This is a genomic window from Micromonospora sp. CV4, from assembly GCF_003667455.1.
Taxonomy (GTDB): domain Bacteria; phylum Actinomycetota; class Actinomycetes; order Mycobacteriales; family Micromonosporaceae; genus Micromonospora.
On sequence record NZ_RCVI01000273.1, the window covers coordinates 1 to 14,265 of the forward strand.

The 14,265-nt window shown below is 71.3% G+C and carries 9 protein-coding genes and 1 pseudogene; 5 read left to right on the forward strand and 5 right to left on the reverse strand.

From position 1 onward, the window contains the following. Positions 1-631 precede the first annotated feature (631 nt). The 3 genes from EAD98_RS16565 to EAD98_RS16575 all read right to left on the reverse strand — a co-directional run bounded on the left by EAD98_RS16565 (position 632) and on the right by EAD98_RS16575 (position 2,764). Positions 632-1,834 carry a hypothetical protein gene (locus EAD98_RS16565; protein ID WP_121654966.1) on the reverse strand — a complete coding sequence of 401 codons (1,203 nt, stop codon included), beginning with the start codon at positions 1,832-1,834 and terminating at the stop codon, positions 632-634. Next, positions 1,834-2,328 carry a SigE family RNA polymerase sigma factor gene (locus EAD98_RS16570; RefSeq protein WP_233578845.1) on the reverse strand — a complete coding sequence of 165 codons (495 nt, stop codon included), beginning with the start codon at positions 2,326-2,328 and terminating at the stop codon, positions 1,834-1,836. Before EAD98_RS16570 ends, EAD98_RS16565 begins: the two co-directional genes overlap by 1 nt. Positions 2,329-2,575: 247 nt before the next feature. After that, positions 2,576-2,764: a hypothetical protein gene (locus tag EAD98_RS16575; protein ID WP_121654968.1), complete on the reverse strand. Its 189-nt coding sequence runs from the start codon at positions 2,762-2,764 to the stop codon at positions 2,576-2,578. Between the two features lie 19 nt (positions 2,765-2,783). Between EAD98_RS16575 and EAD98_RS16580 the strand changes: the two genes are divergently transcribed. The 5 genes from EAD98_RS16580 (at position 2,784) to pulA (ending at position 11,161) form a co-directional block, all read left to right on the forward strand. Further along, positions 2,784-3,467: a hypothetical protein gene (locus EAD98_RS16580; protein WP_121654969.1), complete on the forward strand. Its 684-nt coding sequence runs from the start codon at positions 2,784-2,786 to the stop codon at positions 3,465-3,467. A 36-nt stretch (positions 3,468-3,503) separates the two neighbouring features. Then, positions 3,504-3,893, forward strand: a complete 390-nt coding sequence (locus EAD98_RS16585) for a hypothetical protein (protein WP_121654974.1) — start codon at positions 3,504-3,506, stop codon at positions 3,891-3,893. A gap of 127 nt (positions 3,894-4,020) precedes the next feature. Next, on the forward strand, positions 4,021-4,734 hold the full coding sequence (locus EAD98_RS16590) for a hypothetical protein (protein ID WP_121654970.1): 714 nt from the start codon (positions 4,021-4,023) through the stop codon (positions 4,732-4,734). 91 nt (positions 4,735-4,825) lie between these two features. Continuing rightward, positions 4,826-5,521, forward strand: a complete 696-nt coding sequence (locus tag EAD98_RS16595) for a cellulose binding domain-containing protein (RefSeq protein ID WP_233583857.1) — start codon at positions 4,826-4,828, stop codon at positions 5,519-5,521. 144 nt (positions 5,522-5,665) lie between these two features. After that, complete coding sequence (pulA, locus tag EAD98_RS16600) at positions 5,666-11,161, forward strand: pullulanase-type alpha-1,6-glucosidase (protein WP_121654972.1); 5,496 nt, start codon at positions 5,666-5,668, stop codon at positions 11,159-11,161. Between the two features lie 108 nt (positions 11,162-11,269). Here the strand turns inward: pulA and EAD98_RS16605 are convergent, their stop codons facing one another. Beyond that, the gene (locus EAD98_RS16605; RefSeq protein ID WP_121654973.1) at positions 11,270-12,922 is read right to left on the reverse strand and encodes a hypothetical protein; all 1,653 of its coding nucleotides are present in this window, start codon (positions 12,920-12,922) and stop codon (positions 11,270-11,272) included. Positions 12,923-13,221: 299 nt separating this feature from the next. Beyond that, positions 13,222-14,265, reverse strand: a pseudogene (locus EAD98_RS30960) (hypothetical protein); the annotation flags it as partial.

A 14,265-nucleotide genomic window follows, 5' to 3' on the forward strand; every position in this document is an offset into this window, starting at 1 on the left:
CTGCTCGGGTGTCCGGGGGATGTAACCGGGGCGGCCTGGCGGGTGTTCCCGACGGCTGCCGCATGGTCGCCGGCTACGGGGGATGTAACCGCGGCGGCCTGGCGGGTGTTCCCGACGGCTGCCGCATGGTCGCCGGCTACGGGGGATGTAACCGCGGCGGCCCGGCGGGTGTTCCCGGAGCCTGCCGCGCCGGGCCCGGGGGCCGCGGTGATCTGCCAGGTATAACGAACCCGGCCGGCCCTGGATTCCACCCACGGGTGCCCGGCCACGGTACATCCGCCTCTCAAACCGGACAAAGAGGCCAGTCGCGCCCATCGTGAACCGGACATCAAGCCCTCGGAAGTCCCACCCCCCCCGCAGCCACGATTCGCGGCGTTCGAGCGGGCCCGGGTAGTAGGCAGTCGAGCCGTATACCTGTGAGGCATATTTATGACTCTGAGGTATCACGCTCTCCGGTGCGGATGCCGCCCCGCGACCAAACCGTCCCGCGACCAAACCGTCCCGCGACCGGGCCGTCCCGCGACCGGGCCGTCCCGCGACCGGGCCGCCCCACGACAGGGCCGCCCCACGACAGGGCCGGTCTCCCGTCACGGGAGACCGGCCGTCGATCGTGCGGTTACCGTCCGGACGATTACTGGATTCGCAGCCACCAGAGGACGTGATTGTTCGACTCGTCCGGGTCGGGCGTGTTGCTGCGGATGTCGGTCGTGAAGCCCCACTCGTTCACGCACGCGTCGGTCGTGAACGTGTAGGTGAGCTGCACGCTCTCTCCGCGCTTCAGGCCGCGGTACCCACTGTCCTCCGCCGGGTCTCCCGGGGTGTCCAGCCAGTAGGGCGAGTCGTATGTGCCGTTCGGCAGGAACATGCCGCCGCGCCACTCCAGGTGGAAGCGCCCCGAGGTCTGGGTGCTGTGGTTGGTGACGGTGAAGGTCACTGACACCTTCCGGTACTTCCCCTCGCAGGGCCCGGACACCGGTGCCGCCACCGGGGTGGCCACGGTCAGGCCCAGATCAGCCGCACGCACCCGGGGCGGGAACGCCGTCGGCCCACCCACGTGCGCGAACCACGAGCCGTTCCAGGCGAACGACCGCTCCTGGCGCCGCTGGTCGTCCGAGGCCCGGGTGTCGGCGACGGTGACCGTCACGCCACCCCGCGACCGCGCCGTCGCCTTCACGATGGCCGGCGTCGACTGGTCGGTCGCGGCGACCCGGCCAAGGGTGATGATCGTTCCGTGGTCGTCCCGGTCGAATGCCACCACCTGCTCCGCCCCGTATCCGCAGCGCAGCAGGGCGGCGGTCTCCGCCTCCGGGTCGTCGTCCAGGTTGGTCCGGACCAGGTCGACGACGCCGACTCGGGCTCCGCTCACGTCGGCCGTGGGTCGTAGCGTGACCCGTCCGCTGGCGCAGGTGACCTCGGCCGAGCCGCTCCACGGCCACTTCGGAACGCCGACCGGCGCGGCGGTCAGCTGAGCGAGGCTGATGGAACGGTCGGGGGGCGCCGAGGTCCTCGGCGCGGCGCTCGGGGTCAGCGTCGGGGTCGGTGTCGGTGTCGGCGACGGGCTCGCGGTCGGCGTGCTCGGTCCTTCGGTCCCGCTGGCGGTGGCGTTCGCGCTCGCCCCGGTCGCGTCGGGCTGCCCGCGTCCGGTCCCCATGAACATCCCGAGCGGCAGAACGGTCGCGAGTCCCGCGGTGACGAGCATCGTCGTGACCCGCATTCTGCGTCGTTGGCTCACCGTGTCCCGCACCCCGCCCGGCGCCTGAACAACGGCACCCGGGTCCGACGTGAAGCTCGCGAACGCCCGGTCGACGAGCTGCTCATCGTCGTACTCGTTCATCACAGGTCTCCTCTCAGTTGCGCGGCCAGCGCCGCACGTCCGCGGCTCAGCCATGACTTGACGGTTCCTTCGGCCACGCCCTCCTGGACGGCGATCTCGCCGACGGACAGCTGGGCCATGTGGTGCAGCACCACCGCTCGGCGATGCCGGGGCGGCAGGGTGGCGAGAGCCCGGACCAGCGCGACCCGGTCGGGGTCCGGTCCGGGCACGACCGTCTGGCGCTGTCCGTGAAGGAAGGCGCGGGCGCTCCGCCGCACCCGGAACCGGCTGTTCGCCAGGTTCCACGCCACCCGGCGCACCCAGCTGGTGGGGTCGTCGTAGGTGCCGATCTTCTTCCACCGGACGAAGGCACGGCAGAAGGCTTCCTGTACCAGGTCCTGCGCCTCAGCCAGATCACCGATGTAGGCGTACAGCTGGAGGGTGAGGCCCTGGAACCTGGCGCGGTAGAACTCGTCGAAATCGGACGGTTGGGTGCCGTCCGGTGTCAGGACCATCTGTGGGGCCACCATGACATCACGCGCCTCTCTTCCCCGTGTGCGGCTCTGCGCGGCCGTTGCACCACACACGCCCGGGTATCGAGGTCGGTTGCACACGTCGTCGGCGGACGTCAGGTAACGGACAGCCGCGGGTCTCGCGCGCGCGAAACCCGCGCGCGGAAAGACAGAACGCCTTCCCGACGCAGTGCGTCCGGAAGGCGTTCGGGAGGTTTCGGTTTTCGCCGGAAGGTGTCGAGGCGGGTGGTCAGGCCGGGTCGGCGGGTTTCTCGGCGTCGCTCGCCTGGGCGTGCCGTTCGAGCAGCCGCTGCCGGATCTCCTCCGGCGTGTACGCGCGCCGACGTCGTTCGGCCCGGGCGATGACCACACCGGTGGCCGCGACGCCGGCGAGGCCGGCCAACCCGAGGACCTTCCACCACCGCATTCGTTGCCGCATCGGCCTAGGCTAGACCCTCATGAGCATCAGCCTGGACGAGGCCGTCGAGTTGACCCGCACCGGCGACGTGTGGGTGTTCCGGGGTCGCAGCGTGCCGGACCGGGCGATCCAGATCACCACCAACAGTCCGGTCAACCATGTGGGCATGGCGGTGGTGCTGGACGACATGCCGCCGCTGATGTGGCACGCGGAGCTGGGCAGGTCGTTGCCGGATCTGTGGTCCGGCACCCACCAGCGCGGTGTGCAGCTGCACGACCTGCGGGACGCGGTCTGCGTCTGGGCCAACCGGTACGGCCAGCGGGCCTGGCTGCGGCAGCTCGATCCACCGGCGGACGGGGAGATGGAACGGGCGGTGCTGCGGACGATCGCGCGGTTGGACGGCACGCCGTTCCCGTCCACCGCGCAGTTGGCCTGGCGGTGGGTGCGCGGTCGGGTGCCGTCGTTGCCGCGACCCGGCCGGTCGGCGCCGCGGTCGACTCCGGCCCCGTCGACGGGCGGGTCGGCGGCGACCCGGGACCGGGCGTTGGAAACGGCGTACTGCGCCGAGGTGGTGGCGGTGACCTACGAGGCGATGGGGCTGCTGCCCGCCGGCCGGCGACCGAACTGGTATGACCCGGGGCGGTTCTGGAGTGGGGACGACCTGGGGCTGGCCGCCGACGCCCGGCTGGGCGCGGAGATCGAGGTCCAGGTTCCGCCGCGCTGAGGTTTGACCGGCCCGGTGACCGGCAATTTCTGGGCCGTGAACGCCTCCACGGATCTCGACGCGCTGACCGACTTCTTCGACCGGTACGGCGTGGCGTTGACCTCCGGCGACCTGCCGGCCATCGCCAGCTGCTACGCACTGCCCGGGTTGGTGGTGGCCGACACCTACAGCTTCTCGTTCAACTCGCCGGCGGCGGTGGCGCTGTCCTTCGTGGGCGCCGCACCCGACTACCAGGACCGGGAACTGGTGGCGGCGCACGCGCGGATCGAGGACGTTCGGCCGATGTCCGCGCTGCTGACGATGGTGGCGGTGGAGTGGGAATTCCTGGACAGTCAGGGGCACGCGGTGCCGGGGGAGCGGTACAGCTACCTGCTGCGGACCACCAGTGAGGGGCCGGTCATCTCCACGGTCGTCCGGACGGCCTGACCAACCGGCTCGATCGAGCCGTTTTCCGCTGCGGGTTGGCTGGTCGGTCCGATCCGTACCCACCCGGTTTCCGGTCTGGTCGGTGCTGGCTACGCTGGCGCGTCGGTGGGGGACGAGGGGAGACCTGATGGCGGTGCGGCCGGACGGTGCGGAGGGTGCGCGGGCGGCTCGGGTGCTGGCGTCGGTGCCGTGGATCGTGGTGCTGCTCGGCGTCTGCGTGCTGGTGGTGTTGTTGGTGGTCGCGCTCCTGTCGTTCCGTACCCGGGAGCGGGAGGCCACGTCGCAGGCCGCGCCGCCGGTGTTCCTGCCGACCGTGCCGGCCGCCGCGTCGGCCACGGCCACGGCGAGTCCGACTCCGACTCCGACGCGGACCGCGGGGGAGCGCCGCACGGCGTCGCCGCAGCCGTCGCTCAGCAGTCGGACGCCGTCGCCGCGGGTCAGCAGCAGCTCGCCGGCTCCGAGCCGGACGAGCGCCCCGGCGGCCCCGGCGGCGCCGGCGGCGCCGTTGGGCCCGGTGGACGGGACGGTCACCGCCCGGTACCAGGTCGGAACGGATGGCTGGGACGGGGACGAGGCGGTGCTGTCGGTCACGAACGAGTCGGGTGGGACGCTGGACTGGCGGGTGGAGCTGGCATTCGACGACGACGTGCGGGGGCTGCGGGTCAGCGGGGACTCCGACGTCTCGGTGTCGGCGCGCGGCGACGGCGATTTCGTGCTGCGCGGTACGGGTGCGCTGGCCCCGGGTGACACCCGGACGCTGCGGCTGCGGCTCGGCTGGGACGACTCGGGGGAGCGGCCGCACCGGTGCACGGTCAACGGGGTCGACTGCCAGCTCGCTTGACCTGGCGCCCCGTTCGGTGGGCCGTCGCGGGAGCCTTCCGGGTCGGGCCGTCGGTGGCTACGCTGCCCGGACGGCCCGCTGAGGGAGGTACATGTCCGGCATGCGTCGCGCCCCGCGACCGTCCCGTGGTCCGGCCGCTGTCGCGTCGTCGCCCTGGATCGTGGTGTTCGCCGGCGTCGTGGTGATGGTGGTCCTGCTCTTCGTGGCCCTGGGCGCGTATCGGGGACGTAGCCCGGCGCCGGACGACGTGTCGGCGCCGCCGCCGGCGCTGCCACTGCCGCAGGGCACGGTTCCGCCCATCGTCGCGACGCCGACGCCTGCGAAATCGTCGGCGTCGCCGTTGCGGCCCGGGTTGTCCCCGCGCGCGAGTGGGCTGTCACCGAGCGCGGCGGCCGGGTCGCGGCAGCCGACGGCGGGCCGGACGGCCGGGCCGACGTCGAGCGGGTCGCCGACCCGGCAACCGCAGGTCGCGCCCGGGGTGAGTGGCCGGTACCGGGTCGTGCAGAGCTTCGACGGGGGCTTCATCGGCGAGGTGCTGATCGTCAACGCGGCCGGCGCGGACCGCGGCTGGACGGTGCGGTTGGACTTCACCGGCGGGCGGCTGGTGACCGCCTGGGTGGAGGGCGTGCCACAGGGGACGGTGCGGCAGACCGACGGCGGCTTCACGTACGTCAGTGGGGTGGATGTGCCGGCGGGCGGGTCGGCGACGTTGCGGTTCCACCTGGAGCGGGCGTCGACCACGCCGCGCGCGTGCACGGTCGACGGGGTGCGCTGCACCGGGTTCTGACCTGGGCCGTCGTGAATGGACGCACGGCTGGTGTGCCACGCTTCCGCAAGGAGGCTGCTCTGTTACGACTTTGTTTGCAAGGTATTGCAGATTGTTTCGGCAAGGGTTAGCGTGCGGCCAATCACGACCAGAGGAAGGCCGTCGATGAAATCCCCGCCGACACCGCGCACCGCCCTGCTCGCCCTCGTCTCCCTGCTCACCCTCACCCTCGTCGGCAGTCCGGTCGCGGTGCGTCCCGCCGCCGCGGACCCCCGCCCGTCCGGCACCGACGCCCTCGCTGTCACCGGCGCCGTCCAGTGGCGCGACGAGCCCACCGCCGAGGCGCTGCTGAAGGCGGGCAGCGACACCGCCCGGGCCGAGCAGTTCTACTTCGTCCTGCCGGACCGGTTCGCCAACGGCGATCCCCGCAACGACCGGGGTGGCCTGGCCGGTGACCGGCTGCGTACCGGCCTCGACCCGACCGACAAGGGCTTCTACCACGGCGGTGACCTGAAGGGCGTCATCGACAAGCTGGACTACATCCAGGGGATGGGCACCACGGCCATCTGGCTCGCACCGATCTTCAAGAATCGGCCCGTGCAGGGCTCCGGCGACGACATCTCGGCCGGCTACCACGGCTACTGGATCACCGACTTCACCCAGGTGGACCCGCACTTCGGCACCAACGAGGAGATGAAGCGGCTGGTCAAGCTCGCCCACCAGCGTGGCATCAAGATCTACCTCGACGTGATCGTCAACCACACCGCCGACGTCATCAAGTACGCCGAGGACAAGTACGCCTACGTGGACAAGGCGACCTCGCCGTACACCGACGCGCAGGGGCGGGCGTTCGAGGACCGCAACTACGCCGACGGCACGCGCGCCTTCCCACCGGTGAACCAGACGTCGTTCCCGTACACCCCGACGTTCGCCGAGCCGAAGGACGCCACGGTCAAGGTCCCGGCCTGGTTGAACGACGCCACCATGTACCACAACCGGGGCGACTCCACCTTCGCTGGCGAGAACAGCGAGTACGGCGACTTCTTCGGCCTCGACGACCTGTGGACCGAGCGCCCCGAGGTGGTGCGGGGGCTGACCAAGGCGTACGGGGACTGGATCGGCGCGACCGGCGTCGACGGCTTCCGGCTGGACACCGTCAAGCACGTCAACATGGACTTCTGGCCGCAGTTCAGCCAGGGCATCGAGCGGGCCGCCGAGAAGGCCGGCAAGAAGGACTTCTTCATGTTCGGCGAGGTGTACAGCGCCGACCCGGAGATCAGCTCCAGCTACGTCCGGCAGGGTGGCCTGCCTGCCACCCTCGACTTCGCGTTCCAGGAGGCCGCGCGGGGCTACACCGCGGCCGGCGGCTCGGCGAAGGCGCTCGCCGACGTGTACGCCCGCGACGACCTCTACGCCGCCCGGGACACCGACGCGGGCCGGCTCACCACCTTCCTCGGCAACCACGACATGGGCCGGATCGGCTCGTTCATCGCCGGCGGGGGCACCGACCCGGGCAGCCACCTGCGGCGGGACCAGCTCGCGCACCAGTTGATGTTCCTCACCCGGGGCCAGCCGGTGATCTACTCCGGCGACGAGCAGGGCTTCACCGGCCCCGGCGGCGACAAGGACGCCCGGCAGGACATGTTCGCCTCGAAGGTTCCCGACTACCTCGACGACGACCTGCTCGGCACGGACCGCACCCATGCCAGTGACCAGTTCGACCCCACCCACCCGCTGTACCGGACCATCGCGGAGCTGGGCCGGCTGCGCCAGGCGCACCCGGCGCTGCGCGACGGCGTGCAGGTCACCCGGTACGCCGCCGACGGCCCGGGCGTCTTCGCCGCCTCCCGGATCGCCCCGGCCGAGCGCATCGAGTACGTGGTGGCGGTGAACAACGCCGACACCGCGCAGACTGTCACCGTGGACACCTGGTCGGCCGGCGCCACCTTCACCGGCATCTACGGCGGCGGCTCCACCGGACAGGCTGGGGCCGACGGCAAGCTGACCCTGACCGTGCCGCCGCTGTCGGCGGTGGTGCAGCGGGCCGGCACACCGGTGGCGCGGCCCGCCGGCGGACCGACCATCACCATCACCTCTCCCGCACCGGGCGCGCCGGTGGCCACCCGGGCGGCGGTCAGCGCCCAGGTGACCGGTGACCCGCTGGCCACCGTCACCGTGGCGGCCCGGGTCGCCGGCGGCCGGTGGACGCTGCTGGGCAGCGCCGACCACGCGCCGTACACCGTGCAGCACGACCTGACCGGGCTGGCCGGCGGGACGCCGGTGGAGTACAAGGCGGTGGTCCGCGACGGGCGGGGCCGCACCGCGACCGCCCGGTCCGCCGCCATCGTGGGCACGCCGGCCCAGGGCGCGTCGCGGGAGTGGGCGGTGGTGCACTACCAGCGTCCCGCCGGCGGGTACGACGACTGGGGGCTGTACGCCTGGGGTGACATCGACCCGGCGTACGTCACCGAGTGGCCGAAGGGCCAGCCGTTCGCCGGGGAGGACTCGTACGGCCGGTTCGCCTGGGTGAAGCTCAAGCCGGGCGCGAAGTCGGTGAGCTTCCTGGTGGTCGACAAGAACGGCACGAAGGACGTCGACGCGGACCGCAGCATCGACGTCACCCGGACCGGGGAGGTCTGGCTCAAGCAGGGCGACCCGGCGATCCACCCGACCCGGCAGGCGGCCACCGGTGAACCGGATCCGCCGGTCGAGGACGGCACCGCGGTGATCCACTACCGGAGGGCCGACGGCAACTACGACGGGTGGGGCCTGCACCTGTGGGACGGCGCCGCCAACCCGACCGAGTGGTCCGCACCGTTCGAGCCGACCTCCGTCGACGCCTTCGGAGCGGTGTTCCGGGTGCCGCTGGCGGCCGGGGCGACCGGGCTGAACTACATCCTGCACCGGGGCGACACCAAGGATCTGCCCGACGACCAGCGGCTCGACTTCGCCAGCGCGGGCCGGGAGGTGTGGTTGCTCGCCGCCACCCCGGGCCGGCTGCTGCCCTCGACCGCGACCGGCGCCGGCCGGGACACCGACATCAGCAAACAGAAGGCGCACTGGATCGACCGGTCCACCGTGGCCTGGCAGACCGGCCCGACCGATGGTCGGACGTACGCGCTGGTCACCGCGCCCACCGGCGGGGTCGGGGTGGTCGACGGGGAGCTGACCGGGACGTACACCACGCTGCCGCTGCGGGCGCAGCGCAACGGCCTCACCGAGGCCCAGCGCACCGCGTTCCCGCACCTGTGGTCGTACCGCGGCTTCACGCTGGACCGACGCGACCTGGCCAAGGTGCCGGCGGCGCTGCGCGGGCAGGTGCTCGTCACCGAACGCGACGCCGAGGGCGCCCTGCTCGCCGCCACCGGCGTGCAGATCCCCGGCGTGCTCGACGACGTCTACTCCCGGGCCACCGACGCCACCCTCGGGCCGACCTTTGACGGCCGCACGCCGAGCCTGGCGCTCTGGGCGCCGACCGCCCGGACGGTGGCGCTGCAACTGTTCGACTCGCCCACCGCGCAGACGACGACGGTGCCGATGCGCCGCGACGACCGCACCGGCGTCTGGTCGGTACGCGGCAGCCGCGCCTGGACCGGGAAGTACTACCGGTACCAGGTGCAGGCGTGGCAGCCGGCGGCGCAGCGAATGGTCACCGCATCGGTGACCGACCCGTACTCGGTGGCCCTGGCGGCGGACTCCACGCACAGCCAGCTGGTCGACCTGAACGACCCGGCGCTGGCCCCGGCGGGCTGGCGGACGCTGCGCAAACCGGCTTCGGTGCCGGCGGCGAAGGCGCAGATCTCCGAACTGTCGGTGCGGGACTTCTCCATCGCCGACGACACCGTGCCGGCCGAGCGGCGGGGGACGTTCCTCGCCTTCACCGACCCGAAGACCGCCGGCATGACCCACCTGAGGGCGCTCGGCGACGCCGGGGTCACCCACCTGCACCTCCTGCCGGCGTTCGACTTCGCGACGATCCCGGAGAAGCGGGCCGATCAGCGTCAGCCGGCCTGTGACCTGGCGGCGCTGCCGCCGGATTCGGAGGAGCAGCAGAAGTGCGTGGCGGCGGTCGCCGAGGCCGACGGCTACAACTGGGGCTACGACCCGCTGCACTACACCGTGCCGGAGGGCGGCTACGCGGTCGACCCGGTTGGCGCGGCGCGGACCACCGAGTTCCGGCGGATGGTCGCCGGGGTGAACGACGCCGGCCTGCGGGTGGTCATGGACGTGGTCTACAACCACACCTCGGCCGCGGGCGTCGACGAGAAGTCGGTGCTGGACCAGATCGTGCCGGGCTACTACCAGCGGCTGCTGGAGGACGGCACAGTGGCCAACTCCACCTGCTGCGCCAACACGGCGCCGGAGCACGCCATGATGGGCAAGCTGGTCGTCGACTCGCTGGTCACCTGGGCCCGGCACTACAAGGTGGACGGTTTCCGGTTTGACCTGATGGGCCACCACCCGAAGGCGAACATCCTGGCCGTGCGCAAGGCGCTGGACCGGCTGACCGTGGCCCGCGACGGGGTGGACGGTAGGTCGATCCTGCTCTACGGCGAGGGTTGGAACTTCGGCGAGGTCGCCAACGACGCCCGGTTCGTGCAGGCCACCCAGGCCAACATGGCCGGCACCGGTATCGGCACCTTCAACGACCGGCTGCGCGACGCGGTACGCGGCGGCGGGCCGTTCGACGCGAACCCTCGGACGCAGGGCTTCGCCTCCGGGCTCTACACCGACCCCAACGGTGACCCGGTCAACGGGTCACCGGCGGAGCAGAAGGCGCGGCTGCTGCACGCCCACGACCTGATCAAGGTGGGGCTCACCGGCAACCTGCGCGGGTACCGGTTCACCGACTCCGCCGGGCGGCAGGTCACCGGCGCGCAGGTGGACTACAACGGCTCGCCGGCCGGCTACACCGCCGCGCCCGGCGAGGCGGTCACCTACGTCGACGCGCACGACAACGAGATCCTGTACGACGCGCTGGCGTACAAGCTGCCGCAGGCCACCGCTGCCGTGGACCGCGCCCGGATGCAGGTGCTGGCGCTGGGCACGGTGGTGCTGGGTCAGGGCAGCGGGTTCGTCACCGCCGGCACCGAGCGGCTGCGGTCGAAGTCGCTGGACCGCAACTCGTACAACTCCGGTGACTGGTTCAACCAGATCCGTTGGGGCTGCGCGGACGGCAACGGGTTCGGCGCCGGCCTGCCGCCGGTGCAGGACAACGAGGACAAGTGGCCGTACGCGAAGCCGCTGCTGGCCGACCCGGCGCTGGTGCCGGACTGCACGGCGGTCAACACCACCGACGCCCGGTACGCCGAGCTGCTGCGCATCCGGGCGTCCTCGCCGGTGTTCGGGCTGAGCACCGCCGAGCAGGTGCAGAAGCGGGTGGCGTTCCCGCTGTCCGGGGCGCAGGAGACGCCGGGCGTGCTGACGATGACCCTGGACGCCCGGGGGCTGGGCGGGACGTGGAAGTCGGTCACCGTCGTGTTCAACAGCACGCCGGAGGTGGCGAAGCAGACGCTGACCGGACTGCGCGGCGCGGACGTGGCACTGCACCCGGTGCTGGTGAACTCGGCCGACCAGCTGCTGCGGACGGCCTCGTTCGACCGGGCGGCCGGCACGTTCACCGTCCCGGCGCGCAGCGTGGCGGTCTTCGTGCAGAGGTAGCCGGTCACGACGTGAACCGGCCCCCTTCCGCGTCGTGCGGAAGGGGGCCGGTCCCCTGTCTGCTGGCCGTCGTGCCGCCGTCGCCGGCCGCACGTCACCCGAGGGTGATCAGGCGAAGCAGTTCTCGATGGTGCCGCCCGGGATGGCCAGGCAGTTCGTCGGACGGTTCGCGGTGATGGCGGACTTGTTGTCCACGTTCACCTCGCCGAAGAAGCTGAACACACCGCCCGGAGCGAAGGTGGAGAAGTTGTGGGCGACCTTCGTCTTCGACAGGTTGACCTCGCCGAAGATGTTGAAGATGCCGCCGCCGACCCCGATCGGCCCGATGGCCCGGTTGCCGACGACCTCACTGTCGCGCAGCGTGAGGACGCTGTCCGCGTTGAAGACGCCGCCGCCGAAGAAGCCGGCGGTGTTGTCCTTGATGGAGCTCTTCTCGACGGTGACCGCGCTGTCGAAGGCGATGGCCAGGCCACCACCGACACCGGCGGTGCTGTTCTTCTCCACCGTGACGTCGTGCAGGTTCATCTGGCTCTCGGCCGCGGCGATGCCGCCACCGGCGAGGACCGCGGTGTTCGAGACGAACTTGGTCCCGTACGCGGTGGTGTTGCCCTCGATGTCGAGGAGGCCACCGCCGAAGCCCAGCGTCTCGTTGTCGCTGATCTCGCTCTTCTTCAGCTCGACGGTCCCGCCGTCGACGTCATCGGTGAAGATCTCCGCGGCGCCGTTCGAGATGCCGCCACCGCCGATGATGGCGGTGTTGTCCTTGATCTTCGACTCCTCGACCTTGAGCAGGCCGGCGTTGAAGACGCCGCCACCGAAGAAGAAGGCGGTGTTGCGGGCGATGGTGCTGTGCCAGATCTTCGTGGTGCCGAAGTTGGCCACGCCACCTCCGTTGCCGCCCGACTGGTTGAGGACGACCTCGGACTCCAGGATCTCGGCGGTGCCGCCCGGCTGGACCAGGATGCCGGCGCCGTCGTTCGCGTCCGGCTCCTCGACGAGCGGCGTGACGACGCCGTTCTGAGCGGCCGGGGCGGCCTTGGGCGTGACCTTCGGCGCCGCCTTCAGGCCCGCCTTCGGGTTGGCCTGGCGGGTGGCGAGCGCCTGGTTCAGCGGAACGCCCGCCTTCACCTGCGCGGCGATCGCCTCGGAGTCCGAGTAGGACGCCCAGACGTCCGCCGGCTGGACGCTGTTGAACAGTTCGAGCGTCTGGCCGCCCTTGATGGTCAGGCCCTTGATCGTGAGGTGCCCACCGCTGCCGACGTTGAGGATCCGGAAGTAGTCGGCCGTGGCGTCGCGGGCGATCGTCGTGTGCTCGCCCTTGAGGGTGATCCGCTCGGTGATGATCGGCAGGCCGTTGCCCTCGTAGTCGTTGCGGGTCAGGTTGTAGGTGCAGCCCTTGGCCAGCTCCAGCACACCGCCGTGCTTGCTGTTGGCGAAGACGATCGCCTGAATCAGCTTGTCGGTGTCGCAGGGCACCTCCTTCCCGCGCTCGTGGTCCTTGTCCTTGTCCCGGTCCTTGTCGTCCCGGTTCTTGTCCTTGTCCCACTCGCGACCCTCGTCACCGCGCTGGTCGCCGTCCTTGCTGACCTGTGCGGTGTTCCAGTTCAGGCCGCCGACCGCGCCGGCGCTGCCCGCGACGCCCACCGCCGCGAGACTGATCACGCCCGTCAATCCGGCTACGCCACTGGCGAGCCAGAGCTTGCGGCGGCGCTTGGCCGACGCCTGCCCGGAGGCTTCGTTGTTCGTTAGGTAGTTGGACATCGGAGCTCTCTGCCCTCTCCTCGTACCAGACAGGGTCGCCGCCCTCAGGCGGGCGTCCCCTGCTACAAATCGGTTGTAGCTCCCAAAAACACCGTATGAGAAGGATCCTCGCCTCGCGGGCTTATCCGAAAGAAGCCCACATTCGGTTCGTGTTCGTCCTCGACGGGCCGGACGCCCCGCCCGGGCACAGGCCCACCCAAGGCGCTCGTCGCCCCCCGTGACCTGCCCAAACAGGTACGCCCCTCCGCGCCGTCACCGGCTCGGAGGGGCGCACCCTCTATGTGGATCAGCCCCACCGATCAGGCGAAGCAGTCCGGAACGTTGAAGCAGTTGGTGGGACGGTTGGCGGTGACCGCGGACTTGTCGTCCAGGGTCACGGTGCTGCCGAGGTTGTTGAAGATGCCCCCGGGCGGGAGAGTGGCGAAGTTGTGCGCCACCTTCGTCCGGTGGAGCGTGACCTCGCCCCGGTTGGTGTTGAAGATGCCGCCGCCGCGGGCCAGCGGACCGACTGCCCGGTTGCCCACGACCTCGCTGTCGCGCAGGGTGGTGACGCTGTCCTCGTTGAAGAGGCCGGCGCCGAAGAACCCGGCCGTGTTGTCCTTGATCCAGCTGTTCTCCACGGTCGCGGTGCTGTCGAAGGCCACCGCCAGGCCGCCACCCACGCCGGCGGTGCTGTTCCCGGCCACCGTGGCGTGCTTGAGGGTGAGCTGGCTGTCGGCCACCGCGACGCCACCACCGGCGAGCAGCGCGGTGTTGTTGCTGACCTTCGTCTCGTGCAGGGTCGTGGTGCCCTCGACGTCCAGGACGCCGCCGCCGAAGCCGAGCGTCCGGTTGTCGGAGACCTCGCTCTTGTAGACCCAGACCGAGCCGCCGTCGACGTCGTCGGTGAAGATCTCCGCAGCGCCGTTGGCGATGCCGCCACCGCCGATGATCGCGTTGTTGTCCTTGACCTTCGACTCGTTGACCTCGAGTACGCCGGCGTTGAAGATGCCGCCGCCGAAGAAGAAGGCGGTGTTGTGCGCCACGGTGGTCTTGATGAGCCGGGCGGTGCCGAAGTTCGCCAGCCCGCCGCCGTTGCCGCCGGACTGGTTGTACAGCAGCTCGCTGTCCAGGATGTCCGCCCGGCCACCGGGCTGCACCAGCACCCCGGCGCCGTCGTTGAACCCGGGCTCCTCCACCAGCGGCACCGCTGCGGGCCCAGCCGTCGCCGGCTTGGCCACCGCAGCGGCCGCCGGCTTGGCGGTCGCCGCCGCGGCCTTGGCCGCCGCCGACTGCGCCGGCTTGGCTGCCGGCTTGGCCGCCTTGGCTGCAGGCTTGGCTGCCGCCGCTGCCGGCTTGGCCGC